This is a genomic window from Streptomyces sp. TRM68367, from assembly GCF_014495685.1.
Lineage (GTDB): Bacteria > Actinomycetota > Actinomycetes > Streptomycetales > Streptomycetaceae > Streptomyces.
The window spans coordinates 55,887-79,905 of record NZ_JACTVI010000008.1; the positions used below are offsets into that span (position 1 = coordinate 55,887).

30 protein-coding genes are annotated in these 24,019 nt (G+C 69.4%); 14 read left to right on the forward strand and 16 right to left on the reverse strand.

Annotated features, from left to right (window positions below):
• Window positions 1-76 precede the first annotated feature (76 nt).
• Window positions 77-781 (reverse strand): hypothetical protein, encoded by a 705-nt coding sequence (locus H8R17_RS08425; protein ID WP_187822514.1) that lies wholly within the window; start codon window positions 779-781, stop codon window positions 77-79.
• Window positions 782-864: 83 nt separating this feature from the next.
• Window positions 865-2,568, reverse strand: coding sequence for a hypothetical protein (locus tag H8R17_RS08430; protein ID WP_187822515.1), 1,704 nt, complete (start codon window positions 2,566-2,568; stop codon window positions 865-867).
• A gap of 165 nt (window positions 2,569-2,733) precedes the next feature.
• On the opposite strand from H8R17_RS08430, the gene H8R17_RS08435 reads away from it, so the two are divergent.
• The gene (locus H8R17_RS08435) at window positions 2,734-3,657 is read left to right on the forward strand and encodes a NotI family restriction endonuclease (RefSeq protein ID WP_187822516.1); all 924 of its coding nucleotides are present in this window, start codon (window positions 2,734-2,736) and stop codon (window positions 3,655-3,657) included.
• Here the strand turns inward: H8R17_RS08435 and H8R17_RS08440 are convergent.
• The 4 genes from H8R17_RS08440 to H8R17_RS49140 form a co-directional block, all read right to left on the reverse strand.
• Window positions 3,654-4,655: a site-specific DNA-methyltransferase gene (locus tag H8R17_RS08440; RefSeq protein ID WP_187822517.1), complete on the reverse strand. Its 1,002-nt coding sequence runs from the start codon at window positions 4,653-4,655 to the stop codon at window positions 3,654-3,656. The two genes, H8R17_RS08435 and H8R17_RS08440, sit on opposite strands and share 4 nt — an antisense overlap.
• 273 nt (window positions 4,656-4,928) lie before the next feature.
• Window positions 4,929-5,411 (reverse strand): hypothetical protein, encoded by a 483-nt coding sequence (locus tag H8R17_RS45630; RefSeq protein ID WP_316959353.1) that lies wholly within the window; start codon window positions 5,409-5,411, stop codon window positions 4,929-4,931.
• Window positions 5,311-5,535, reverse strand: coding sequence for a hypothetical protein (locus H8R17_RS46520; protein ID WP_187822519.1), 225 nt, complete (start codon window positions 5,533-5,535; stop codon window positions 5,311-5,313). Before H8R17_RS46520 ends, H8R17_RS45630 begins: the two co-directional genes overlap by 101 nt.
• A gap of 66 nt (window positions 5,536-5,601) precedes the next feature.
• The gene (locus H8R17_RS49140; protein ID WP_223124797.1) at window positions 5,602-5,892 is read right to left on the reverse strand and encodes a MerR family transcriptional regulator; all 291 of its coding nucleotides are present in this window, start codon (window positions 5,890-5,892) and stop codon (window positions 5,602-5,604) included.
• Window positions 5,893-5,926: 34 nt separating this feature from the next.
• Here H8R17_RS49140 and H8R17_RS08460 point away from each other — a divergent pair, with 34 nt between their 5' ends.
• Entirely contained in the window at window positions 5,927-6,073 is a 147-nt protein-coding gene (locus H8R17_RS08460; RefSeq protein WP_187822521.1) for a hypothetical protein, read from the forward strand.
• 192 nt (window positions 6,074-6,265) lie between these two features.
• On the opposite strand, the gene H8R17_RS08465 is transcribed toward H8R17_RS08460, so the two are convergent.
• From H8R17_RS08465 to merA, 4 genes are all read right to left on the reverse strand, one after another.
• Window positions 6,266-6,772 carry a DUF1440 domain-containing protein gene (locus H8R17_RS08465; RefSeq protein WP_187822522.1) on the reverse strand — a complete coding sequence of 169 codons (507 nt, stop codon included), beginning with the start codon at window positions 6,770-6,772 and terminating at the stop codon, window positions 6,266-6,268.
• 128 nt (window positions 6,773-6,900) lie between these two features.
• Window positions 6,901-7,542 (reverse strand): organomercurial lyase MerB, encoded by a 642-nt coding sequence (gene merB, locus H8R17_RS08470; protein ID WP_187822523.1) that lies wholly within the window; start codon window positions 7,540-7,542, stop codon window positions 6,901-6,903.
• 85 nt (window positions 7,543-7,627) lie between these two features.
• Window positions 7,628-8,071: a MerR family transcriptional regulator gene (locus tag H8R17_RS08475; RefSeq protein WP_316959345.1), complete on the reverse strand. Its 444-nt coding sequence runs from the start codon at window positions 8,069-8,071 to the stop codon at window positions 7,628-7,630.
• 22 nt (window positions 8,072-8,093) lie between these two features.
• The gene (gene merA, locus H8R17_RS08480; RefSeq protein WP_187822524.1) at window positions 8,094-9,530 is read right to left on the reverse strand and encodes a mercury(II) reductase; all 1,437 of its coding nucleotides are present in this window, start codon (window positions 9,528-9,530) and stop codon (window positions 8,094-8,096) included.
• Window positions 9,531-9,653: 123 nt separating this feature from the next.
• On the opposite strand from merA, the gene H8R17_RS08485 reads away from it, so the two are divergent.
• Window positions 9,654-10,037, forward strand: coding sequence for a helix-turn-helix transcriptional regulator (locus H8R17_RS08485; protein ID WP_187822525.1), 384 nt, complete (start codon window positions 9,654-9,656; stop codon window positions 10,035-10,037).
• A gap of 171 nt (window positions 10,038-10,208) precedes the next feature.
• On the opposite strand, the gene H8R17_RS08490 is transcribed toward H8R17_RS08485, so the two are convergent.
• From H8R17_RS08490 to H8R17_RS08500, 3 genes are all read right to left on the reverse strand, one after another.
• Window positions 10,209-11,090, reverse strand: coding sequence for a F510_1955 family glycosylhydrolase (locus H8R17_RS08490; RefSeq protein ID WP_187822526.1), 882 nt, complete (start codon window positions 11,088-11,090; stop codon window positions 10,209-10,211).
• A gap of 143 nt (window positions 11,091-11,233) precedes the next feature.
• Window positions 11,234-11,467 (reverse strand): SHOCT domain-containing protein, encoded by a 234-nt coding sequence (locus H8R17_RS08495; RefSeq protein WP_223124798.1) that lies wholly within the window; start codon window positions 11,465-11,467, stop codon window positions 11,234-11,236.
• A gap of 120 nt (window positions 11,468-11,587) precedes the next feature.
• Window positions 11,588-12,457: a cytochrome c biogenesis protein CcdA gene (locus tag H8R17_RS08500; RefSeq protein WP_316959346.1), complete on the reverse strand. Its 870-nt coding sequence runs from the start codon at window positions 12,455-12,457 to the stop codon at window positions 11,588-11,590.
• Between the two features lie 102 nt (window positions 12,458-12,559).
• Between H8R17_RS08500 and H8R17_RS08505 the strand changes: the two genes are divergently transcribed.
• The 6 genes from H8R17_RS08505 (at window position 12,560) to H8R17_RS08530 (ending at window position 15,775) form a co-directional block, all read left to right on the forward strand.
• The gene (locus H8R17_RS08505) at window positions 12,560-13,594 is read left to right on the forward strand and encodes a cytochrome c biogenesis CcdA family protein (RefSeq protein ID WP_262505115.1); all 1,035 of its coding nucleotides are present in this window, start codon (window positions 12,560-12,562) and stop codon (window positions 13,592-13,594) included.
• Window positions 13,584-14,294, forward strand: a complete 711-nt coding sequence (locus H8R17_RS08510) for a peroxiredoxin (protein ID WP_187822527.1) — start codon at window positions 13,584-13,586, stop codon at window positions 14,292-14,294. Before H8R17_RS08505 ends, H8R17_RS08510 begins: the two co-directional genes overlap by 11 nt.
• A complete protein-coding gene (locus H8R17_RS08515) occupies window positions 14,291-14,584 on the forward strand; it encodes a glutaredoxin family protein (protein ID WP_187822528.1) in 294 nt (97 codons plus the stop codon). Before H8R17_RS08510 ends, H8R17_RS08515 begins: the two co-directional genes overlap by 4 nt.
• Window positions 14,585-14,604: 20 nt before the next feature.
• Window positions 14,605-14,853 (forward strand): hypothetical protein, encoded by a 249-nt coding sequence (locus tag H8R17_RS08520; protein WP_187822529.1) that lies wholly within the window; start codon window positions 14,605-14,607, stop codon window positions 14,851-14,853.
• Window positions 14,850-15,128, forward strand: coding sequence for a hypothetical protein (locus tag H8R17_RS08525; protein WP_187822530.1), 279 nt, complete (start codon window positions 14,850-14,852; stop codon window positions 15,126-15,128). Before H8R17_RS08520 ends, H8R17_RS08525 begins: the two co-directional genes overlap by 4 nt.
• 107 nt (window positions 15,129-15,235) lie before the next feature.
• Window positions 15,236-15,775 carry a thioredoxin family protein gene (locus tag H8R17_RS08530; RefSeq protein ID WP_187822531.1) on the forward strand — a complete coding sequence of 180 codons (540 nt, stop codon included), beginning with the start codon at window positions 15,236-15,238 and terminating at the stop codon, window positions 15,773-15,775.
• A gap of 39 nt (window positions 15,776-15,814) precedes the next feature.
• Here H8R17_RS08530 and H8R17_RS08535 read toward each other — a convergent pair whose 3' ends face one another.
• Both H8R17_RS08535 and H8R17_RS08540 read right to left on the reverse strand, forming a co-directional pair.
• Entirely contained in the window at window positions 15,815-16,225 is a 411-nt protein-coding gene (locus H8R17_RS08535) for a class F sortase (RefSeq protein ID WP_187822532.1), read from the reverse strand.
• A gap of 215 nt (window positions 16,226-16,440) precedes the next feature.
• Entirely contained in the window at window positions 16,441-17,127 is a 687-nt protein-coding gene (locus H8R17_RS08540; protein WP_187822533.1) for a DUF305 domain-containing protein, read from the reverse strand.
• A 226-nt stretch (window positions 17,128-17,353) separates the two neighbouring features.
• Here H8R17_RS08540 and H8R17_RS08545 point away from each other — a divergent pair, with 226 nt between their 5' ends.
• The 5 genes from H8R17_RS08545 to H8R17_RS08565 all read left to right on the forward strand — a co-directional run bounded on the left by H8R17_RS08545 (window position 17,354) and on the right by H8R17_RS08565 (window position 21,729).
• On the forward strand, window positions 17,354-18,901 hold the full coding sequence (locus H8R17_RS08545) for an NAD(P)/FAD-dependent oxidoreductase (RefSeq protein ID WP_187822534.1): 1,548 nt from the start codon (window positions 17,354-17,356) through the stop codon (window positions 18,899-18,901).
• 90 nt (window positions 18,902-18,991) lie between these two features.
• Entirely contained in the window at window positions 18,992-19,414 is a 423-nt protein-coding gene (locus tag H8R17_RS08550) for a hypothetical protein (RefSeq protein ID WP_187822535.1), read from the forward strand.
• 130 nt (window positions 19,415-19,544) lie between these two features.
• The gene (locus H8R17_RS08555; RefSeq protein ID WP_187822536.1) at window positions 19,545-20,699 is read left to right on the forward strand and encodes a sulfite exporter TauE/SafE family protein; all 1,155 of its coding nucleotides are present in this window, start codon (window positions 19,545-19,547) and stop codon (window positions 20,697-20,699) included.
• Window positions 20,699-20,959 carry a cation transporter gene (locus H8R17_RS08560; RefSeq protein WP_262505117.1) on the forward strand — a complete coding sequence of 87 codons (261 nt, stop codon included), beginning with the start codon at window positions 20,699-20,701 and terminating at the stop codon, window positions 20,957-20,959. The genes H8R17_RS08555 and H8R17_RS08560 overlap by 1 nt, the downstream gene beginning before the upstream one ends.
• Before the next feature lie 125 nt (window positions 20,960-21,084).
• Window positions 21,085-21,729: a methyltransferase domain-containing protein gene (locus H8R17_RS08565; protein WP_316959347.1), complete on the forward strand. Its 645-nt coding sequence runs from the start codon at window positions 21,085-21,087 to the stop codon at window positions 21,727-21,729.
• 82 nt (window positions 21,730-21,811) lie between these two features.
• On the opposite strand, the gene H8R17_RS08570 is transcribed toward H8R17_RS08565, so the two are convergent.
• On the reverse strand, window positions 21,812-24,010 hold the full coding sequence (locus tag H8R17_RS08570; protein ID WP_187822537.1) for a cation-translocating P-type ATPase: 2,199 nt from the start codon (window positions 24,008-24,010) through the stop codon (window positions 21,812-21,814).
• Window positions 24,011-24,019: the final 9 nt, after the last annotated feature.

A 24,019-nucleotide genomic window follows, 5' to 3' on the forward strand; every position in this document is an offset into this window, starting at 1 on the left:
CACCGCCCATGGGGGCAGTGCCGTCCACGAAGTTGAGGGGGCGTGGTCCCCACAGTGCTGTGCAGTGCTCGCCGGTTCAGCGGGCGTCGCTGAACTCCGGGACGAGACCGCGGCGACGGGCCATCTCCAGCCCGGCCGCGCCCGGCTTCACGGGCGGCGTCGTCCGCGACGGGCCGCGCCCGGCCGGAGCCCCGGCCGGAGCCGCCGGCACCGGCGGCGTACGAACATCGCCGAACAGCTCCGGGCGCCGCGCCCGAAGCGCCTCCGCCGCCGCCTGGATCTGCGCGTCGTCCGCGTCCTCGTCATCGGTCGCCAGCAGACGCTCCGCATCCACCAGGTCATCGCCGGACGCGCCCAGTGCCACCAGAGCCGCACGGCGCAGCGCCGCCCGCTCCCGTTCGGCGGCCAGCTCCTCACGGCGAGCCGCCTGCAACTCCCGCTCAGCAGCCGCCTGTTCGCGGCGTTCAACCTCCGACAGCGCGGCCTGCTCGGCCTCTCGCTGCTCGGTGACGAACTCCGTCAACGCCTTCGGCGTGTCGAAGCCCAGAGATGCCAACAGGCGCTTGATCGCAGCGCGTTCACCCTGCGCCTTCTCCCTGGTGAGCATCTTGCCCAACCGGTCCTGGGTGACCGTCACCTGCTGCTCCTGGCCGCCGCCGTCACCAGCGTCGTCCAGGTGATCGTTCATCTCGTCCTCTGAGGAGGCTCCGAGTATCGGGTAGATCGGCCGCCCATCACGGCGGTAGCCGACGGGGCCGTTCTTCGGCAGGGGCCGGACCATACAACTCCTCCAGTGCGCGCCCCCGCGCTGACGATCAGTGTAGCCACCGGCGCCGTCAGCGCCACTGACAGCGCGCCTCGCCCCTACGTGCTCCGGCCGCCGACACGTTCAAGCACTCGCCCCGGCTCTTCTGCCGCATCGGCATCGTCCTCGGTCTGCGTCTCCTGCTCGTCCGGATCCGCTCGCCGCGTCGCCGCCTCCACGGCCGTTGCGCGGATACGCGCTACCTCCTGGGAGGCGTCGTCGATCGGATAGCCCGCGTCCAACAGCATCTGCACCGCTGTCTCCAACGAGATCACACCCGCCCCGTACGCCGTGACGACCTCGTCCAGAACCGCAGCCCGGTCCGTCGGCGTGTGTGGCGCCCACGCCAGCCGTGCCGGGAACGACTCCCCAGCCGCCCAGCCCTCCGCGCGACCGGCCTGGTACAGCCTCTGTACGAACTTCAGCAGCAGTCGGTACTTGTGCTCCCGAGCCAAGCGCATCATTCCCACCAGCGCATCCAGCGGCGCCAGCGCCAGCTTGAACGCGTACCCCGACGGCACCTCCGCAGCGTCCAGCGTGCCCAACCCAGCCGCCGTGATCCGCGAGTTCGCCGCGATCCGGTCCAACAGATGCTCGACCCGAGCCCGCAGCTCTGCCAGCTGGGGCGAGGTGTCCAGCGCGTCCATGCGCCCGCTGTCGCCAAGCTGCCACACGGCGCCAGCCTCCACCTTCAGCTTCTCTGGCCTGCCCGACCGGTCCACCGGAAGCCGCGCCCCCGCCAACCCGATGATCGGCGTGCCCGTCGTCGCGCTCGCGGCCGAGCTGTCCGAATCCGTCGCAGCGAGCTCGTCCAAGCCCTGGAGCACACGAGCGAGCACGGACCGCCCCCAGTGTTCCCCGGCATCCGGGATCGTGTTCGTGATGTGGATGACCGGCACGAAGTCGATCACCAGATCCAGCCGGTTCAGCTCCGTCCCGTCCGGCCGTACCCGGAACACGGCCTTGTCCATCGGCAGCCGGTCCAGCGTCTGCCCGCGCTTGAGGTCCTCCAAAAGCCACTCGGCATCCGTCAAGTAACACGTCACGCTCGACGCCCGACCCAGCTCCCACGGGTAGTTCCGTACGACGCTGCCGTCCTCGGAGATCGGGCCCAGCTCGTACGTCACCCGCCGCACCCGGGCCTTCAACCCCGCGTCCTTGTCCTCTGGCAGCTCCCACGCCAGATGCACCCGGCTCGGGAAGTCCTGGTCCTGGTCGTCGTTCCACTGCGGGAAGAAGAACCCAGGGTCCTCGACCTGAAGCGTCGGACGCTGCTTCTCGGGATTCCACGCCAGCACGTACACGCCATCGCCCAGCAGTGCAGCCGTACGCTCCGCCTGCTGGATCCGCAGCGACAGCAGCTCCTTCTCAGCCCACTTCCGCAGCCGCTCCTGAACCGCCGCGGCCTCCGTCGCCCCCGACTCCGGCGACTCCTCGTCAGCGTGCTCGGCGCCAGCCACCGCGATCTTCTGGTCGGACCCGAGCAGGTAGCCGAGCGCCGTGTCGACCAGGTTCGCCGCATCGCCAAGCTCACGCCGCTCCAGCGCAGCCTCGTCGCCCCCAGCCGCAGCGAGCTGTCCGGCCTGGTTGTTGTCGTACGAGGCGAGCACCTTGTATGCCGCAAGCCTGCGCAACTCATGCGGCGGCAGCCACGAAGCCGCCAACTCCGGGAACGCCTGGCTCGCCGGTCGGCCGGCATCCGCCATCACCGGCTTGTAGTTCAGCCACGACCAGGCATCGATCACGAACTTGCGCAGGCCCACGGGTCCCCTCCAGGAACGTTGGCCCCGCGCGCCCCTCAGCGTAGTCGCCGGTCTCAAGCGAGCTGCGATCACGGCACCCGGAAGACGAACCACATCCGAGCCGGGGCTCAAGTGCTAGAAGTAACGGGCGTCTTGAGGGCGCACTGCTGCGGCTACCATGTCGGGATGGTGCAGAGTAACGGTCGGAGCACGCGAGGAACTGTCTTTCCCATCGTCGAAGTCTTCGGATTCCCCCACGACAGCGCCGCGCCTGCCGCCGCTAAGGCATGGAGCGAGGCAGCGTGCCCCTTCGCCGGCGGCCTGTGCGAGAAGGAAAAGCAATACCACCTCGGTTACTGTTCAGTGACCTATGCCGCCTCGTGGGATAAAGGGGAGCAAAAGACGTACGCCGTTTGTGACCACCGTCTGGACGGGCCGCCCGTGAACTGGGCAGTGACCGACTACTTCGGCAGCGCCGACGTAACGGTGGTTTCCGAAGTTACGGCCACGAGCACACCGAAGCGCAACATCGACTATGTCGCCTTCTCCGACGACCCTTCCGCCCCGGATGGAACTCGCATCATCGCCATCGAAACACAGTCGATCGACTTGCGGGGCGGTGGCGTCGGCCCAGCCTTGGAAGCATGGAAGAAAGGTGACACCGAGAACTGGCGTGCATATTTCACCGCAGACGCCAAACGCCAACAGCGCAAGCACGACAAGGTTGACTACGGCGTAAATACGGGGAACGTCTACAAGCGCCTAGCAACTCAGGTGGCCGAAAAAGGGGAGTACCTCAAGCAAATAGATGTGCCCCTGTATGTCATCATGCAGCACAGCATCCTGAAACAACTCAGAGCGAGGGTTGACTTCACCCCGGTCGAAGACGGCGAACCCTGGGATATCACTTTTGCCGGGTTCGAATACACTGGCGACTTGGACTCGGAAGGCAAGCTGAGCCTTTCTCTGGTCGAATCCACACGTACCACGCTATCGAGCTATATCGAAGCCTTTACTTCGAGCAGAGAGGGCAGCGGCCTTCGTTCGGACTTCGTAGCCAAAGCCCGGAAGAAGGCGCCACCCAATCAGCAGGGCCTGTTCACGATCTAGAACAATTGAGACTGCGGGTCGCCATCTCTCTGAGGAGGGAGATCCGCCTCGTCAGCGGCCTCGATAGCGAAGTTCAAGTTCGTGGCGTTGCCTCGGGCAGAAGCCGAGAAATTCGAAGTGATTTCAAAGCCCATAGCGCGGCGACCGTTCTTGACAGCCACCGCAAGCGACCTGCCCGTACCGCAGAACGGATCCAAGACGAGGCCATTAGGTGGGCACGAGCTCAAGATTCGAGGCTCAATCAGCTTCACAGGGAAGGTTGCCGAGTGCCCGTCCGACCCTGGCGCAGCGTTCACTTGGATGACATCGCGAGCCCCGTCTTCCACGGCAGAAAGATCGTAGTAGTACTTCGCCCGCCCTTCCTTCGGGCGCTTCACAAAGTGAAAGAAGTGCTCGTGCGCCAGTCGGAGACGGTCCTTTTCTGGGCGTGGCGGCACGTTCCGCTTCTCCCAGATTAGGTCATTCCGGAGAATCCACCGCTTATCCTGCATGGCGATTGCGAACCGTGCTGGAATCAGCAGCATCTGCTTCTCCTGCCGGAACCCACCCATGGGGGTCTTCCTGCGCATTCGCGGATTATCGCCAAGGCCCTGCCGACCGTCCATCCGAATGCTCGACCAGCGAGCAAAGTACGTGTCCCCGATATTGATCCACATGCTACCGCCCGGCTTCAAGGCGGAGGCACCGCGCTGGAAGATCTCAACCAGGTTACTTACGTACCACTCCGGCAGCGGCTCCAGCCCCAAGCACCCCCCATGCAGCCGATACCAATCGTACGGCGGGGCCTCCTCTTTACTGCCGCCCTCGGCTTCCCACTCGCGCAGAATTTCTTCATTGTGGTCAAGGCCGTATGTGCGGAGACCCCAGTAAGGAGGGGACGTAATGATCAGGTCGACAGATTCCGCAGGAATCTTTTCCATGAGGTCATAGGCGTCACCCTCATAGACCTCTGCCGTCCTCTCCTGAAGAGGAGGCGTAATTTCGCGGAAATCTGTCATGTTCAACCTCGGAGCGCCATGGATTACATATCGAATGGGAGTGAATCTAGAGAGAGTATATATCAATGCAGCTCGGAATTACAATTTCCACGCTTTTTATTCCCCTTCCAGTCTGCACAATGTTTGTTTTTGATCAAGTCGCCATGATGATACCGCCAACGACAGGGAGAAAAGGAAACTTTCCGCAGATAATGTGACTCTTTATCTCGGCTGATCAACGCCTGCTTCTCGCTCGGTCACGCAATGGATAGTGCAGGCACGCGCCAAGACAGCCTACCGACGCCCCTTCACTCTCTGATCGTTCGCGGCACGCGGAGGCGGCATCGTCGGATCCAGGAACAGATCCCACAACGCCCACACCGCCGAGTCCAGCAGGTCCGGCGAGTCCTCCGTCTCCCCCTGCCCGACGAACGTCGTCATCTGCTCCTCAAGCTCCGCAAACACCCGCGCCGAGCCAACGTGATGCACTCTCGCCTGCTCGTACAACTGCGCGGCCGGAGCCGCCCGCGCCCGCTTCCCGCGCGTCGCGTGAACGATCCGCCAGTTCACCGTCGGGTCCACCTGCTCCAACAGGGCCGAAAGGTAGTCGCCGCCAGCGCCTTGTTCGCCTCGATGACCACGCAGCCCGCACGGTGAATTTGTAGTGCTCGCCCGTTCAGCGGGCGTCGCTGAACTCCGGGACGAGACCGCGGCGACGAGCCATCTCCAGCCCAGCCGCTCCCGGCTTCGGTGAAGGCGTCGTCCGCGACGGGCCACGCCCGGCCGGAGCCGCCGGCACAGGGGTACGGACCTCACCGAACAGCTCCGCGCGCCGCACACGAAGCGCCTCAGCCGCCGCCTGGATCTGCGCCTCGTCCGCGTCGCCAACCATCGGGCTCATGCCACTGTCATGCCACTTCCGTGCCATCCGAAGCCGAGTGACGCAGCGGACCCCCTGCCCTGCCCACTACCCGAAGTCAAGCCGCGCGGGTGACTGACGCGCGGGCACGCTGCAGGCCCAGGTGCGGGCGCGGCAGATGAAGGTCAGCAGTTCCACGTCGGAGTCGTCGTATAACCGGTATCCGGCCATGCTGCGCTCGGCTGGCGCAGCAACCCTCGGGGTTCGTGGAACGCGCACCGTCTTGCGGGTCAGCCCGACCGCCTCGACGGCCTGCCCGATGCTCAGGCCACTGCCTCGCCACGATCGCGCCTTCTCGCCTTGACCTTGCCCCTGGGGCCAGGTTCTAACGTCGTTCACACCGGATGACAAAGCGAACAAGGAGGTGAACGGGATGCCGTTCCGCGAGGGCGAGGTCTACCGCTGCCCGGACGACAGCTGCGGCTGTGAGGTCACCGTCACCAAGGGCGCCGCTCCCGGACAGGGCGGAGACCGCAATCCGACCTGCTGCTGCGGCCAGGAGATGACCAAGGTCTCCTGAAGCTGCCGAGTGACAACCTGCCGCGTCCGGGGCCTGGCCACCGCTCAGTGGTGCCCTGGCCCTGCCACTGCGCAAGAATCCGCCGGAACGGTGCGGTTTCCCTGGCCTGACCCGCCCGATCCGGATGGGCGTCTTCCAGTGGTGTGCCAGCGAGCCGACGGCGACCGGCCCCGGGCTGCGGTGTGTGGGAGGTCAGGGACGGCGGCGGGTCACCGCCCAGGCGGTCTCGGTGACGGCGGCGACAGCCAGGCCGTAGACGAGGTGGGCGGTGATGCCGCGCAGGTGGGTGGCCGTCGGGTAGGCCCGGTTGGGGGCGGAGAAGCCGAGCACCGGGGTCAGGCCCTCATCCACGATCAGGGACATGGCCGCTCCTGTCGTCACTCCCGCGAGGGCGGGGTGCAGTCCGGTGGTGCGGCGCAGCAGCGCGTAGACAGGTGCCCAACTGATGGCCAGCCCGTAGTGGAAGGCCATTCCGGCTTTCTCCCGTGCCGTCCCCTGAGGGTGGATGCCGAGCAGGCCGAGGGTCTTCTCGGCGGCGATCTGGAATGGCGGGCCGGGCCGGGCGGCGTCCTCCCGTTTGCGGTCTTCTTCGGATTCGAGCCGGTAGAGCTGCATGCTCACCGGCTCCATTGCCTTCGTGGCTACGTATCCGGCGACCGGGGCGATGGCGGCGTCGGTGAGCAGGTTGGTGGTTTTCACGGCCGTGCCATCCTCTGTGTTGGGCCTTTCGCGGGTACCCGAAGCGGACCGGGCCGAACATCCCTCGCCCTGCTCGGGCCGTGGCCGGGCGGTGTCGGGTCACCGGCCCGGCCGTCCGCATGGACAGGTCAGCAGCAGTCGGACGAGGTGTCGCTGGCCAGAATCTCCTCGATGATGGGCCGACCGACGGCGAAGGCTTCCGCGACGGGCAGAACCCTCGCGTCAGGGTGCTCGGTGAGCCAGTCCTTGGCGGCGTCGGGGCTTGTGAAGAAGTGAACCTGGTTGCAGAAGGAGATACGCACTGAGGTGGGCGCGTCTGGAGTGACGAGCGAGACGACGGCGGTGGCCGGTTCCACCTCCCTGGGCCCGTCCGGGGTCACGGTCAGGCGCACCGGCTCTCCGGTGGCCCTGCAGGGGGAAGTGACCTGGGCGGTGTGGCCGAGAATGGCGGGGAAGGCCAGGGTGTCCAGGGCGCACCAGGTGTAGAAGGTGCGGCCGTTCACCTCGTAGCGGTGCGGGGTGGGGTTGAAGGTGAGCCCGTAGCCGATGATGCGGCCCTCGGCGTCGTACTCAGTGTCGGGCATGGCGGCCAGCGCCTCGCGGATCTCCTGGGCGGGGCGGCCGGCCCGGGCGGCGAGCTGCTCGATGGTGACCGGGTGTCCGGCTGCGAGGAGCGTCTGCAGCGGGCGTACCAGCCACATCCGCAGGCCGGGGGCGTTGCTGAGCGAGGTCGTGAAGCGGTCGGCGAACTGCCGGGTGTCGGTGTCCACGGTGGTGGTTCCTTCCTCCGGGCCCTCGATGGGGGCGGGGTTGGTCCGATGCCTGGGACCGTAGGGTCTGACCCCGGGGTGAGGGTCAAGTCCGGCTGGCGCAGCGCGGATCACCGGCCCAGCAGAAGTCGCCCTCCGCCAGATCAGCCTGGTGCTCGGACTTGAATTCCTCGATCCGGTGCAGCATCTGCTGCTGGGCGGCGATGCGCTGCTCAAGCCGTGTGCGGGAGCGGTCCAGCAGCTGTGCCAGGCGCCGGCCGGTCGGCTGGCCGTCGCCGCCCTGCCAGGCGGTGGTCAGTTCGCGGATCTCGGCGACGGTCAAGCCCAGGCTGCGTAGTTCGCCGACCCAGTGCACGCACCACAGGGCGTCGGTATCGAACAGCCGGTAGTTCGATGCGCTGCGGCCCAGGGTGTAGATCAGTCCGAGGTCGGTGTACTCGCGCAGGGTCTTGACCGGCACGCCGGTGCGGCGGGACAGCTCCCCGACCGTCATCCGGTGCGTCCGCTGCCTTCCGTTGATCGACGCCACCACTTTCTCCCTCCGGCGTTGCTCAGGAGGCACAGCAGGACAGCTTGGCCACATCGCGGGTGTAGGTCTGAGCGGCCAGCTTCAACCCTTCGGCCATGGTCAGATACGGGCACCACAGGTCGGCCATCTGCTGCACGGTCATACGGTTGGCCAGCGCATACACGGCGGTGGCGATCACATCGCCGGCGCCGTCGGCCAGGACGTGCGCACCCAGCAGGCGGCCGGTGCCGGCGTCGGCGACGAGCTTGATCAGGCCGCGGGTGTCGCGGTTGACCAGCGCACGGGGTACGTAATCCAACGGCAGCACGCGGCAGTCACAGGTGTAGCCCTGGGCGATGGCCTGGGCGTCGGTGAGCCCGGCGGAGGCGATGGCCGGGGTGGTGAAGGTGACCCGCGGAAGATGGTGGTAGTCGAGCGTGCGCTGCGCGCCATCGAAGGCGTTGTCGGCGATGAGAGCGCCGTGGGCGGAGGCGACGTAGACGAACTGGGGGTGCCCGGTGACGTCACCGGCCGCCCAGATCCGCGGATTGGTCGTGCGCAGGTGTTCATCGACGACGACTTCGCCGCGCTCGCCGGTGGTGGCCCCGACCATGTCGAGGCTGAGGCCGTCGGTGACCGGGCGGCGGCCGGTGGCCACCAATAGTTCGGCGGCGCGCAGTTCCAGCTCCCGGCCGTCGACGGTGCGGGCGGTGGCCAGGATCCCGTCGGCTTCCCGACGCACGGCGCTGATGCGGGTGTGGGTGTGGACGGTGATGCCCTCGTCGGTGAAGACGTCCTCGAGGGCGGCCGAGATTTCGGGTTCCTCGCTGGAGGTCAGGCGGCTGCGGGCCACCACGGTGACGTTGCTGCCCAGGCGGGCGAACAGCTGGGCCTGCTCCAGGCCGACGTACCCGGCGCCCAGGACCAGCAGGCTCTCCGGCCGTACGTCCAGGTCCATCGCGGTGGTGGAGGTCAGGTAGCCGGCGTCATCGAGCCCGTCGATGGGGGGCGCCCACGGAGCGGAGCCGGTGGCGATGAGGTAGTGGGCGGCCTCGATCCGGCGGCGGTCGCCATCGGCCAGGGCGACCTCCAGCACAGGGTTGTCCCAGTCGCCGGCGAAACGGGCGGTGCCGGGCAGTACCTCCCAGCCGTACTCGGCGGCCAGGTCCGTGTACTTCTCCGCCCGCATCTCCTGGACCAGCTTGTCCTTGCCGTCGATCAGCGCGTCGAAGTCCACCGGGCCGGCCTCGGTACGGATGCCGGGGAAGCGGTGGGCCTCCAGGGCATTGCGGCGGGATTCCGCGGCAGCCAGCAGCGCCTTGGAGGGCACGCAGCCGGTGTTCACGCACGTGCCGCCGGTGGTGGCGCGCTCGACCATCACCACTGAGCGGCCCTTGCGCCGCGCGGCGATCGCGGCGGCGAACGCACCCCCGCCGGAGCCGATGACCGCCAGGTCGTAACCGTTCTCCGCTGTGCTCACCTCAGCACCTCCTCCGCGGGGCCCAGGTCCGCAGGACCGGAACCGTTCCTATGCGCTTTACCGAATAGTTCGATGGAGCCATACTATTCGGTTAAGCGGATAGTTCCAGTCGTGGAGGCCCGCATGCCCGATCACGTCACTGCTCCCGCACGCTCGGCCGCAGAGGGCGCGCACGAGGTGCCGTGTACCCATCTGGACACGGTGGCGAGGTTCTTCCGTGCGCTGGCGGACCCCACCCGTCTCAAGCTCCTGGAGTACATCCTTCGCGGCGAGCGCACCTCGGCCGACTGCGTCGAGTACGCCTGTATCTCCCAGTCGCGGGTGTCGGTACACCTGTCATGTCTCACCGACTGCGGCTACGTCACCGCCCGCCGCGACGGCAAGAAGCTGCGCTACTCCGTCGGCGACCCACGCGTGGCCGACCTGATCGTGCTGGCCCGCTCGCTGGCAGCGGACAACGCCACCGCCCTGACCTGTTGCGCCCGCATCCCCGACAACCAGGACTGACAGCGAGAGGTGACCCGCGGTCGCCGTCGCCGGTGGCCGCCGCTCGGGACGCGGGCCTGCGGTGCGCCGACGGGCGAAGAACACCCGGCTTGTTGTACACCCTGACCACACCTCGCCACGCCGAGAAAAGCCGCCACCGACCGGTCTGCCCTTGTCGCGATCCGGCCGGGTTCAGTGTTCTGCGGATACGGACACCGGCAAACGCTGGGCGAAGGTCTTGCCACCGTTCCGGGATTCGTAGACGCCGTCCTGAGTGGCGGCCAGAATGCGGTCCGCGTCGACGGCGGTCAGAGCCTGAGGCTGCCCGCCGGGTACGTTACCTGCCTTCTTCCAGGTGATGCCGCCGTCGGCGCTGCGGTGGAGTCCTCCGGCAGGGTCGATTCCGTACAGCGCGTTCGGCTTGGCCCAGGAGAGGAAGGCCATCACGGGTTCGGTGCCCGCGTTGAAGGTTTCGCCGCCGTCGGTGCTCTTGGCGATGCCGTTCTGGGTGGTGGCCAGCAGGACGTCGGGGTCGTTGGGGCTGACGGCGATGTCCAGTGCGGCGAGTTCGGCGCGGTTGTCCCACTTCTCGCCGTCCTTGCTGACGCGCAGCAGGCCGTTTGTGCTGTCGTAGCCGTAGATGGTGTTGTGGGCGTACTCCAGAGCGTGGAAGTCGGCTTCCCCGCCCAAGGAGAGGGTCTTCCAGGTCTTGCCGGCGTCGGTGCTCTTGATCAGGCCGCGGTTGGCGTGGTCGCCGCTACCTTCGGCCGGGTGGCCGCTGCCGAGGAAGGTGTTGGGACCGGCGACGGTGAAGCCCATGTAGTCGGCGGTGTCGCTGACCCGCTTGTGGGCGCCGTCGTCCTCCACGGCGAACACGCCTTCGTGCGTGGCGACGTACAGGCGGCCGTCGGCTGGGTCGATGCCGAGCCCGTGGATGTGGCTGACAGCAGCAGCTGCTCCGGAGGCGGACGGTTCCTCGGAGCCCGAGGTGGCGGAGCCGTTCGCGCAGGCGGTCAGCGTGGCCGTGAGCAGGATGGCTGTGGCAGCCAGAACGGGGCGGCGGTAGGGCGCCATCAGGGAGATCCTCGCAGTGCTGTTACTCGGTATGTCGGGGCGGGTCATGCAGGGTGGTGACTCGGTGACAAGATCGCCACACCGGCAGTCGTCGCTGCGGTGGGGCTCTGATGCATTGGGCCGGCCGTGACGGGGCGGAACTACTACTCCAGGTCGATCTTGCGCTGGAGGTATTCCTCGCGACCGATCTTGCCTGCGGCGTACTGCTGGCGCAGTTCCTCTTGGGCGGGATCCGGTCGGCCGGGCAGTTCGGAGCGGCTGGGAGTGCTGGTGCGTGAGCGCACGAGCCACACTGCCCCGGCGACCGCGAGGCCGAGCACCGCCAGGGCGATGACCAGCCAAAGGATCATCATCCAGGGGCCCATCGTTCCCATCATGTCGCACATTCCTCTCAGCTCCTGGCTGGGGATCGGCTGCTGTCGGCGCCCTCTGGCCAACGTAACACCTAAGGCGGTTCGGAGCAGGGGCGCCAGGTGACGCTCGGCGCCCGGGGCGGTTCACAAGGGGAGTTCGTAGCCGCTGATCCAGATCTGCATCTCGTAGATCATCAGGGTCCAAAGGCCCGAGACCTGGGCGATGCCGACAGCCACAAGGAGGGCACCGCCGACGCGGAGCACGGTGCGGGTGTGGCGGCGGGCGAAGGCGAAGGCGCGCATGCTCCTGCCGAGGGCAAGCGTGAACAGCAGGAACGGTATGCCGACACCGACGGCGTAGAGGAAGGCGAGGAAGGCGCCGCGCGAGGCGGAGCCGGTGGTCAGGGAGAGGGAGAGGACTGCGGCGAGGGTGGGGCCGATGCAGGGGGTCCAGCCGATGCCGAACATCACCCCGAGCAGTGGAGCCCCGGCGAGCCCGGCGCGCGGGGTGAACCGCGGCTTGAAGGTGCGCGAGAGCAGCGGGATGCGCTCCAGGATGCCCATGAACATCAGGCCCAGCGCGATGGTGAGCACGCCCAGGACGCGGATGACGGTGTCCTGGTGGGCCAGGAGCAGGGTGCTGACCGAGCCGAACAGGGCGCCGTAGGCGGTGAAAACGGCGGCGAAGCCGAGGACGAACAGCGCGGTGCCCAGCAGCGCCCGGCCTCGGGCCCGGCCACCGGGAGCAGTCTGCTGGGCGTGGGCGTCGGCGGCGGTCATGCCGGTGGTGTAGGAGAGGTAGCCCGGGACCAGGGGCAGGCAGCAGGGTGAGGCGACGGTGATCGCTCCGGCGGCCAGCGCGATGGGCGCGGCCAGGAAGAGGGAGCCGGAGCCGACCACCTGGCTGATGTCGACGGACAAGACGCTGCCTTTCCACGGGGGACGGGCCCCTATCTGCTCGGGCATGCGGCGGGTGCCGCCACTGGGGCCGCGGTTCGGGCTGTCGGTCGACACGCACTCTATCTCCTATGTAACTTAGGTCCTAACCTGCATAGGTGATCGCGGCTGCGTCGGTGGCTGCGGTCGTGCCTGTGGTCTGCCGGAAAGGGCCCGTGGATGAGTGAGGTGCTGTTCGGGACGACGCTGCTGGCGTCGTTCCTCGGCGGGACGGTGGCGCTGCTGGCGCCGTGCTGTATCTCGGTGATGCTGCCGGCGTACTTCGCCACCGGGTTCCGCTCCCGGGGCCGGGTGGTGGCCGCGACCCTGGCGTTCGGTGCCGGGGTGGCCACCGTGATCGTGCCGATCGGGCTGGGCGCCGCCGCGGTCTCCTCCGTGCTCCAGCGGTATCACCTGTGGGTGTATCTGACCGGCGGTGCGCTGATGCTGGCCGGTGGGTTTGCGGTGCTGGCCGGGTGGCGGCCGAAGCTGCCGATGCCCTCCGGGAGGACAGCGCGGAGGGGCGGCGGGTTCGGTGCCGCGTACGGACTGGGGGCGTTCTCCGGGATCGCCAGCGCCTGCTGCGCGCCGGTGCTGGCCGGGGTGGCCGTGCTGTCCGGGGCCAGCGGCTCCTTCCCGGCGGCGCTGGGCATCGGGCTGGTCTATGTGCTGGGCATGGTGGCCCCGCTGGTCGTGATCGCCCTGGCCTGGGAGCGCGGGCACCGCAGACCGGCCCGGCTGCTGGAGAGCCGCCGGGTACGGCTACGGGCCGGGTCCTGGCGGCGCAGTGTGCCGCTGGGCGATCTGCTGGCGGGCGGCCTGCTGCTGGGCATGGGCGTGCTCACGACGGCGCTCGCCCTGAAGGGCCCGGACATGTCCGTCTCGGGCTGGCGGGTGCGGCTGGCCGCCGACCTGGACCATGCCGCCTCCCGCGTCACCGACGCGCTGGCCTGGCTGCCGGGCTGGGCCGTGGCCCTGACCGCCGCGGCCGTGCTGGCGCTGCTGATCCGCCGCGCCCTGCGCCCCGCCCCGGGCACCGGGCCCAGCGGTGCCGGAACTCCCGCCACCGAGACCGCGCGTCCCGCTTCCCGCGCCAGGGACTCCGCCTGCTGTACGGAGCTCGGCGCTGACACCGCATCCGTCCCTGCGGCCGCGACACCCGTCGCGACCCCAGGCCGCACCACCACGATGGAGGCCCCCACCGATGGCCGCTGACACCCGCCCCGGGCCCAAGCCCGGTACCAAGGGCGCCGCCAAGGCCGCCCGTCGCGAAAAGGCCCAGCTGCTGCGCGAGCACGCGCAGCAGCGGCAGGCCCGCAGGCGGCGGCTGCGCGTCACTGCCCTGGTCGCCGCGGTCGTCATGGCCGTCACGGCGGGCTTGTACGTCATCTTCCGGCAGGCCGAACAGGCCCCTGCCGCAGGCTACGACGTCGGCAGCCCCGGCATCGGCCAGACCGCGCCCGGCTTCACGCTCGCCTCCAGCGCGGGCGGAACGGAAAGCCTCGCCGACCACCGCGGCGAGACGGTGCTGCTGTACTTCCAGGAGGGGCTGGGCTGCCAGCCGTGCTGGGACCAGATCACCGACCTGGAAAAGGCAGAGAAGAAGGTAAAGGCCGCCGGCGTCGACTCCATGCTGTCCATCACCACGGACCCGGCCGGCCTGGTCGAGCGCAAGGTCAAGGACGACGGCATCACCACCCCGGTGCTCTCCGACCCGGACCTGAAGGTCTCCAAGACCTACACCACCAACGAGTACGGGATGATGGGCACCTCCAAGAACGGCCACAGCTTCATCCTGGTCGGGCCCGACGGCACGATTCAGTGGCGTGCGGACTACGGCGGCGCCCCGGACTACACCATGTATGTCGCCGTCGACAAACTGCTGGCCGACCTGAATGCGGGACGGCAGACATGACCACCTCGCACCGGATCACTGTGCTCACCCAGGCCGACTGCGCCCTGTGCGAGCACGCCAAGACGGTCCTGGCGAAGGCCGGCGCCGACCACCCCCTGGACATCACCGAGATCGACCTGACCAGCGAGGAAGGCCGCCGCCTCGGAGCCGAGGCCGGAGTGCTCTTCGCCCCCGGCGTCCTCCTGAACGGCGAGCCCTTCTCCTACGGCCGTCTCTCCGAACGCCGCCTGCGCCGCGCCCTCAAGGCAGCGACGACCATCGGCCCCACCCCGACCAGCCCCACCTCGTAAAGAACCTTAAGGAGACCGTGATGGACGCTTTCTACGCTCTGGCCGTGCTTGCCTGCCCCGTCGGCATGGGCCTGATGATGTGGTTCATGATGCGGGCCAACCGCCAGCGCGGCGGTACCCCTGCCGGTCAGAACAAGACCACCGGAAACGCGGGCTTCAGCGCCGATCCGCGCGAGCAGGAAGTCGCCGCGCTGCGCAAGGAGGTCGACGCCCTGCGCACCAAGCTGGACGGGCAGCCCGAGGCGTCGGCCGAGGAGCGTGCACGATGACCGGTACCCTCCTGCCGCCGCTGCTGGCGGCGGTCGCCATCGCCCTGACGTACTTCTTCTGCATCCGGCCGATGCGCCAGGGCCGCGGCTGCCACATGATGCCGCAGCAGACACAGGCCGGCCGGCCGTCCTGCCACACCACCGCGGAGACCGCTGAGTCCGACCGCACGGATGCGGAGATCAAACGGCTGCGTGAGGAGGTCCAGCTGCTCCACCACGATCTGGACCTGCGCTCCGCGCATTCCGTGCGGCTGGACAAGGATGAGTCACGCTGAACATCCCGCCCCGATCTCGCCAATACCTCCGCCCTCCGCGACGGCCCGGCGCCGTCCCCCGCCCGGCCGGGCCGTCGCGGCGCCTGGTCCTGACCGGTCTGCTGACCGTGGCCGCCGGCACGCTGACCGCGTGCGGCGCCACCCAGAACAAGCAGGGCGGCGACGGAACGCTGAGCGCGGCGAAGGGCAGCTCCTCGCAGTACTTCGAACCTGGCGAACGCACCCTTGCCCCCGCTCTCAAGGGCACCACCCTGGACGGCGAGCACATCGACATCGCCGACCTGCGCGGCCATGTCGTCGTGATCAACGTCTGGGGCTCGTGGTGTGCGCCGTGCCGCAAGGAGGCCCCGGAACTGGTCCGCCTCGCCGAGAAGACCGAGCCGCTGGGGGTGCGGTTCCTCGGCGTCAACATCCGGGACAACAAGTCGTCGGCGAAAGCCTTCGAGGAGGATTACGGCGTCCCCTACCCCAGCATCTATGACACCAATAGCCGTACCCTGTTGGGCTTCAAGCAGTTCGCTCCGCGCGCTGTGCCCACCACCTACGTCCTGGACAAAGCCGGAACCGTGGCGGCCATTGCCATCGGCCCCCTGACCTACCGGGGTTTCCTTCCCATCATCGAAGGCATCGAGGCCGAGGGGCCCTGATGCCAGAGGACCCGGAGGCTGGGCAGTCTGTCTTACCGGTCACGGCCGGGCCGATTCGCGTGCGTCAATGTAGAGCCGGTCACGGTAGCCGCTGCCCGGCTGGTAGGGCCCGGTGCAGGTGATCAGTACCAGGCGGGGCGGGCCGCCGGTACGGAACAGTTCCGTCGGCAGCGCGTCGCCCCGGCGTACCGTGACCGCCCGTACCCGGTAGCTGAACGTGGCCGCGGCGGTGGTGACCTGGGCAAGATCACCGGTCCTGGCTCGGATGAGGGGGGCGAAGACGGCAGCCCCGCGGCGGGTGTCCACGTGCCCGGCGATGACGGTGGTTCCCCGCCTGCTGCCCGGCGGTGCCGTGTCCTTCCACCAGCCCGCCGAGCGCCCGTCCTCGGGCACGCCAAGACGGCCGTCGGCACCGAGCTCGACCGGAAGCACAGCGGCATTGAGCGACACCGCGGCAAGCGTCAGGCGGACCGGCGCCGTACCAGGCGTCCGCACCGTGCCAAGAGCAGCTGAGGAGGTCGGCCCCGGCGGAACCGGCGCAGACACCCGGCCAGCAGGAGGCGCCGGGATGCCGGCGGCCGGGAGAACGGCCACCCACACCCACATGGCCGCCAACGCCCAGACGGTGCGCGCGGCGCGCCCGCTCAACGCTCCGGCCCTTGCTCTCAGCGGCGGCGCAGTCGCCGGGTGAGCCGGGTGACCACCAGTGCCGCAGCCGCCCCGGCCGCAGCCAACCATCCGGCGTTGCCGTCGGTCCGGTTGTCCGTGTCCCCTGTGGCCAGAGCGCCGTGGCCGGTGTCGACCGTGACCGGCCGTCCGGCGATGACCGCCTCGAACTGAGCGATCTCCCGCGACTGGGTTTCGTACATCGCATCGCACATCGCACGCAGCTCGCCGTGAGCGGCCTGCTTGCGGCACTTGTCCGCCCTGGGCAGGAACATGCTGTGGTGGTGGACGAAATGCCGGGACATCTCCACATCGAACGTGCGGCCGGTCAAGCTGGGCAGCTTGTTCATCATCTCCATCATGGGCTGAGACATCCGGGGCATGCTCGGCGTCTCATCCGTTCCGTACCAGGTCTTCAGCCAGGACCGCATCCGGGTGATGTCCTCGGACTGGGTGTCCTTGATCCGCCCGCACAGACCCCGCAGATCCGCCCGCGTCGCCTTGTCCACACACATCTCGGCCATGTGCACTCCGCCGAAGTGGTGGTCGACGGCCGAGGAGAGGAACTCCTTCTCGCTGAACCCTGTGTCACCGTCCGCGACAGCGGCGGGCGCGCCGACGAGGGCCAGGCCGGCGGCCATCAGCGTGGCCGCGCACAGGCGACCCAGGGGTATCGGGGGGTTCATGGATGCTCCGATCTGCGAAGAGGTCGAAAGCCAGATACCTCCCAACTCGGGGGCAGTCTCGGCCAGGCGCGGTAATTCGCCCGTTTGCCCGGCGTGTCCCACTCGCCAGGCCTCGCGCCGAGGACTCCGTCTGCGGCCAAGTGGCCGGGTGCGGCGGGTGGCAGCGGCGCGAGTGTCCGTTCGGCTCTGGGGGTACCCGCGATGCCCGAGGCTCGCGGAGGTGCACGTGCGCGTTGCTGTCGTCGGTGGAGGCCACAACGGGCTGGTGGCCGCCTGCTATCTCGCGCGGGCGGGAGCCGAGGTGTTGGTACTGGAGCAGGCCGGCAAGCTCGGCGGTGGTTCGCGTACCGACGAGCCGGCACCGGGCTTCCACTTCAACACCCACTCCGCCGCACACAACATCATCAACGCGACCGACGTCGTCACTGACCTCGGGCTGCGCGAGGCAGGCTTGGAATACCGCGAGATGGACCCGTTCTCCATCGCGGTCTTCACCGACGGCACGATCGTGCGGTTCCACCGCAGCATCGAGCGGACCGTCGCCTCGATCGCCGAAGCCGACCCCGCCGAGGCCCGCCGCTACGCGGACTGGATGGACGAGGCCATGCCGGTCATCACCGCCATGCGCGTCGGCCTGGGCGGCTATGGGCGGGCGCGGCAACTGCGGCGACTGCCGCGCCACATGATCGCCGGCGTGCAGGCGCTGGCGCGCAACGGCGGACCGGTCGGGCTCGCCGGGCTGCTCCTGCAGCCGTACGGCCGCGTGCTGCAAGAACGGCTGGGCAGCGAGCTCGTACGAGCGCCGGTGTCGGCCTTCGCCGCGCACGCCTCGGCCTCGCCGGACGAACCCGGCAGCGCGCTGTTCGGCCTGTGGCAGGCGTTCTATCACCAGGTCGGGCAGTGGCACGCCGTCGGCGGGTCACAGGGACTCATCGACGCACTCGCCAAGCGGCTGGAGAGTTACGGCGGGCAGTGGCGCACCGGCGCGGCGGTCGAGCGCATCACGCGCACCGGCAGCCGCGTGACGGGGGTGGTGCTGGAATCGGGCGACCGCCTGACCACCGACGCCGTCCTCACCGCGATCGACCCCCGGATCGCGCTGCTTGAGCTGCTCGACCCGCCGCTGACCGGGCCCGTCGCGGACGCGCTGCGCGCGACGCGGCGGGGCAACGCCGTCCAGATGCTCGTGCTGCTGGCCACGACGGCACTGCCCGGGTACGCGCGGGCCCGGCCAGGGGACTGGAACGGCCTGCAGTCCTTCGTGGACAGCGTCGACTCCCTCGCGGACGGCTTCGCCCAGGCGAACGCACGACGCCTGCCTGAGGACCCGGTGCCGACCTACGCCTTCACCCCCAGCGCACTCGACAGCAGTTTGGCACCGCCCGGCCACCACACCGTCTACCTGGCCTGCCCGACCGCGCCCCACCAGGTGCCCGGCGGCTGGGCGAACGCCGCGGCGGCGTTCGCCGACCGGATGGTCGACACCGTCGAGAAACGGGCCCCGGGCTTCACGGACACGGTGGTGAACCGGACGATCCGCACGCCCGAGCACATGGCCCGCGAGCTGCGCTGGCCGGGCGCGCATCCGATGTACGTCGGCGTCAGCCTGGACCAGGTCGGCCTCCTGCGCCCCACGCGCGCCCTCAGCGCCCACACCACACCGATCCGCGGACTTGTCATCTCTGGAGCGGGCACCGCGCCCGTCGGCGGCATCGCCGGCACACCGGGCCGCAGGGCGGCGCACGCCCTCCTGCGCAGCATGCGCCAGGCATGAAAAATGCTGCCGTCTCAGGGCAAGCGAGCGACAGAGCCGACCGGTGTGTTCACAGCAGGCGGCCGGTAGCCGTGCCTTAGCATGACGCGCATGTCGCGACGCGTGCTGATGCCGCTCCGGGCCTGGTCCGGGGCGCTGCTTACGTGCGCTGTCCTGCTTTGTCTGGCCGGGCTGGCCCGCCCCGCGATGGCGATGCCCTCCTCGATGGCCGCGATGGAGAGGGCCGCTCCGGCCGCGGCCAGCGGCCTGACGCACGTCGAAACGGGCGCGCAGGCGGCAGCGCCTGCGATGGCGACCGACGCGGCCGGAGACAGCGTGCATTGCCCGATGGCCGAGAAGCAGTGCACGGCGCCCAAGGCCACCCTCGGACACGACGTTCAGCCGGGCCCTGTACTGACCGGTCTGCCGACGGTGACGTCCTGTTCCCACGCGGCCGTCACGGCCCAACCCCACGCACCGCCTCCGGCGATGCCCCCTCCTGATCTGCACCGGTTGTGCGTGTCGCGGACGTGAGGGTTCGACTCCCGTGAGGCTGCCCTGCTGCCGTCTCGTGGGACTCCGACACCGCTCACGTCCGCCTCGGCACGCCCGTAGCCCCATCTTCTGGGCGCCTGCCGTCGTATCTGAACAGGAGTCACGACGCATGCCGTCGTCCATCACCTTGCTCATCACCGGGGTCAGCACCGGTCTGCTCGCCGGTGGCGCCTCGTGCGCCGCCGTCCAAGGCGGTCTGCTGGCCGGAGCGGTCACCCGCCGCGATCCCGCCCAGGCCCGCATGCCCGCCCGCGCGTCTCACTCATCTTCCTCGTCCGCCAACAAGCGGCCCCCGGCCGCCGGTTCGAGCCCGGCCCGGCGTGCGGCATCGACTGCGTCCCTAGAGCCGACGGCCGGGCATCTGGCCCCGGTCGGCGCGTTCCTCGCCGGGAAGCTGCTCTCCCACACGATCCTCGGCGCGCTGCTGGGGATCTTCGGCGCCGCGTTGCAGCCCAGTCCCCGGGCGCAGGCAGTGCTGCTGATCATCGCTGGGGCGCTGATGGTGCTCTTCGTTCTCGACCTCTTCGGGGTCAAGGCGGTGGGCCGGCTCGTCCCCCGTCCTCCGGCCTCCTTCGGGCGGCTGGCGCGGCGCAGCACCAGGACCACGTCGATGGCCACCCCGGCGCTGGTCGGCTTCGCCACGGTACTGGTGCCGTGCGGGGTGACGCTGTCGATGGAGCTGCTCGCGATCACCGCGGGCTCCCCGATCGCCGGGGCTGCGGTGATGGCCGGGTTCGTGCTGGGCACCGCCCCGCTGTTCGCCGTCCTCGGTTACCTCTTCCGCCGCTCCAGCCGGGCGCTGTCCGGCCGCCTGGGCATCGCCACCGGCGTCGTGGTGCTGGCCGTCGCCGCCTGGACCATCGGATCCGGACTCCAGGCCGGCGGCTGGGTCTCCTTCAAGACCAGTTCCACGACTGTGGCGGCCGCCGCGCCCACTCCTTCGAATGGCAGTACGGGGGCGTCGGACGGGCCGGTCAGCATCGACGCCTCCGGCAAGCAGGTGATCACCCTCACCGTGACAGACTTCTACGTTCCCACCCAGTTCACGGCCAAGGCCGGGGTGCCGACCACGCTGGTGCTGCGCGGCAAGGACTCCGGCGGCTGCGCCCGCGCCTTCACCATCCCCGAACTCGGGGTCCAAGAGATCGTCAAGCGTGACGGTGACACCAATGTCGACCTGGGCACCCGTAAGCCTGGCACCCTCCGCTTCTCCTGCGCCATGGGCATGCAGACCGGCACCATCGACTTCAAGAAGGACCTGTGATGAAGCTGTTCAGCCGCAAGAACAAGACCGCCGACACCGGCGAGCAGCTGGTGCTCCTCGTCGAGGGCATGCACTGCTCCAGCTGCGGCCTGCTCATCGACGACGAGCTGGAAGACATCCCCGGCGTCCGCTCCTCCACCACCGACGTGAACGCCGCACGCACCACCGTCCGCCTGGAGGAGGGCGCCGACGTGGACACCGCCGCCCTCGTCGCGGCGGTGCAGCAGGCGGGCGACTACACGGCCCGGCCGGCCCCCTGACCCGAGACCGCCCAGAAAGCCAGGACTGTTTCGGCGGTGCGGCCTGGCCGGGAAATCCTCTCGGCCGGGCTACGGCGGGCCACCTGTGACAGGCGGGAGAGACCGGCAGCGGAGAGGATGACACCGTGCCCGAGCCGAAAAGCAACGAGCGGCTGCGCCGCTACTGGGACAAGCATGCCCGCTCCTACGACCGGCAGATGCGGTTCCTCGACCGCACCCTGTTCGGCGAGAGCCGTACCTGGGTCTGCTCGCAGGCCACCGGCGACGTCCTGGAGGTCGCCATCGGCACCGGGCTGAACCTTCCCTTCTACCCTCCGGACGTCCGGCTGACCGGCATCGAGTGGAGCCCGCAGATGCTGGACATCGCCCGGCGCCGCGCCGAGGAACTCGGCCGTACCGCAGACCTGCGCGAGGCCGACGCCCAGGCCCTGCCGTTCCCCGACGCCGCCTTCGACACCGTGGTGTGCACCCTGTCCCTGTGCGCGATCCCCGACGACCAGCGAGCCGTCGCCGAGATGAGCCGCGTGCTCAAGCCCGGAGGCCGGCTTCTGCTGCTGGATCACATCGCGAGCTCCGCCTGGCCCGTCCGTGCGATCCAGCGGCTCTTCGAACTCGTCACCGTTCCGCTCGGCGGGGAGCACTTCATGCGCCGACCGCTGCGGCGCGTCCAGGCGGAAGGACTTCAGATCGAGCAGCGGGACCGGTTCACGCTCGGCATCGTCGAACGCCTCGCCGCCCGCAAGCCCGCCCCCGGATCCGCCGACGGGTGATGTACGGCAGGGTGGGCGGGCTGCTGAGCACGTGGAAGGGGGCGCCGGAGCCTGAGGGCCCGGGGCTCCCTTCGTGCAGGACTCAGCGCAGCGGCTGGAAGCGGCGAAGCCGCAGGCTGTTGGAGACCACGAAGACCGAGGAGAAGGCCATCGCGCCTCCGGCGATCATCGGGTTGAGCAGGCCGAGCGCGGCCAGTGGCAGCGCCGCGACGTTGTAGGCGAAGGCCCAGAACAGGTTCGCCTTGATCGTGCGAAGGGTGCGGCGGGCCAGCCGGATCGCGTCCGCCGCCGCCCGCAAGTCACCCCGTACCAGGGTCAGATCCGATGCCGCGATGGCCGCATCGGTGCCGGTGCCCATGGCCAGACCGAGGTCGGCCTGGGCGAGGGCGGCCGCGTCGTTGACGCCGTCGCCGACCATCGCCACGACCTGGCCTGCCTGCTGGAGGCGCTGGACCTCGGCGACCTTGTCCTCGGGGTGGACCTCCGCGATGACCTTCTCAATGCCGACCTCGGCCGCCACCGCATGGGCGGCCGCCGTGTTGTCACCGGTCAGCAGAACCGGCGTGAGGCCGAGCCGCTTGAGGTCGGCGACCGCCTCGGCGCTGGTCGCCTTGACGGTATCGGCGACCACCAGCGCGCCACGCACCCGCCCCTCCCAGGCGGCGAAGACGACCGTACGGCCCTCGGCCTCGGCCTCCTTCCGCGCGCGGTCGAGTCCGTCGGGCAGTTCCTGGCCGTGTTCCTCCAGCCACGCGACCCGTCCCGCACGGACCGTACGGCCCTCGACCTGCCCCCTCACGCCCCGGCCCTGGGTGTTGGCGAAGCCGGTCACGGCGGGCAGTGAATCGAGGCGCTCGCGTGCGACGTTGGCGATGGCGGTGGCGATCGGGTGTTCGCTGGCGTCCTCCAGAGCGCCGGCCAGCCGCAGCAACTCCTGCTCGTCCTCGCCCTCGGCCGGTACGACATCGACGAGGCGCATCCTGCCCTCGGTGACCGTGCCGGTCTTGTCCAGGACCACGGTGTCGATCCGCCGCGTCGACTCCAATACCTCGGGCCCGCGGATCAGCAGCCCGAGCTGCGCGCCGCGCCCGGTGCCGACCATCAGCGCGGTCGGCGTGGCCAGCCCGAGCGCACACGGGCAAGCGATGATCACCACGGCGATGGCGGCGGTCAGCGCGGTAGCGGCCGGAGCGCCGGTCAGCAGCCACGTGCCGAACGTGCCCACGGCGAGGGCGATGACGACCGGGACGAACACCGCCGAGATCCGGTCGGCCAGCCGCTGCACCGCCGCCTTGCCGGTCTGCGCCCGCTCCACCAGGGCGGCGATCTGCGCCAGCTTGGTGTCCGACCCCACACGCGTGGCCCGTACGGTCAGGCGGCCGTGACTGTTGACGGTGGCGCCGGTCACGGCCGAGCCAGGCTCGACCTCCACCGGCACGCTCTCCCCGGTCAGCAGCGACTCGTCCACCGCCGAGGCGCCCTCGACGACCACACCGTCCGTGGCGATCTTCTCCCCGGGCCGTACGACGAACAGGTCCCCGACCGCCAACCGCTCCACCGGGATGCGTATCTCGGTGCCGTCGCGCAGTACGGCGACGTCCTTGGCGCCCAGGTCCATCAGCGCCCGGATCGCGTCCCCGGCCCGCCGCTTGGCCCTCGCCTCGAAGAACCGGCCGGCCAGCAGGAACGCCGTCAGCACGACGGCGACCTCCAGATACAGGTGCTCCCCGCCCATGGCCAGGGTCCCGGCGCTCCACAGGTAGGCGGCCAGCACCCCCAGCGACACCAGGGTGTCCATCGTCGCCGACCCGTGGCGCAGATTCAGGGCTGCCGCCCGGTGGAACGGCCACGCACCCCACGCGACCACCGGTGTGGTCAGCAGCAGCGCCATCCACTCCCAGCCGGGGAAGTGCAGGGTGGAGATCATCGACACGATCACCACGGGCAGGCCCAGCACCGTCGAGGCGATCAGGCGGCGGCGCAGCCCGGAGATGTGTGCGCCCTCGGCGTCGACCGCCTCTTCCTCGGCGGCCGGGGCTTCGGCCCGGGGCACCTCGGCGCCGTAGCCGATGGCCTCGATGGCGGCGACCAGCTCCTCCACCCCGACGTCGGGGCTCTCCCGGGTCACGTGCGCGGTTGCGGTCGCGAGGTTCACCGTTGCCCTCACGCCGGGCAGCTTGCCCAGCTTCCGTTCCACCCGTGCCACGCAGGAGGCACAGGTCATCCCGGTGATGGCCAGTTCTATGGACTGTTCGGCATCGGGCCGCGTGCTGGTTGCCATGGGCGGTTC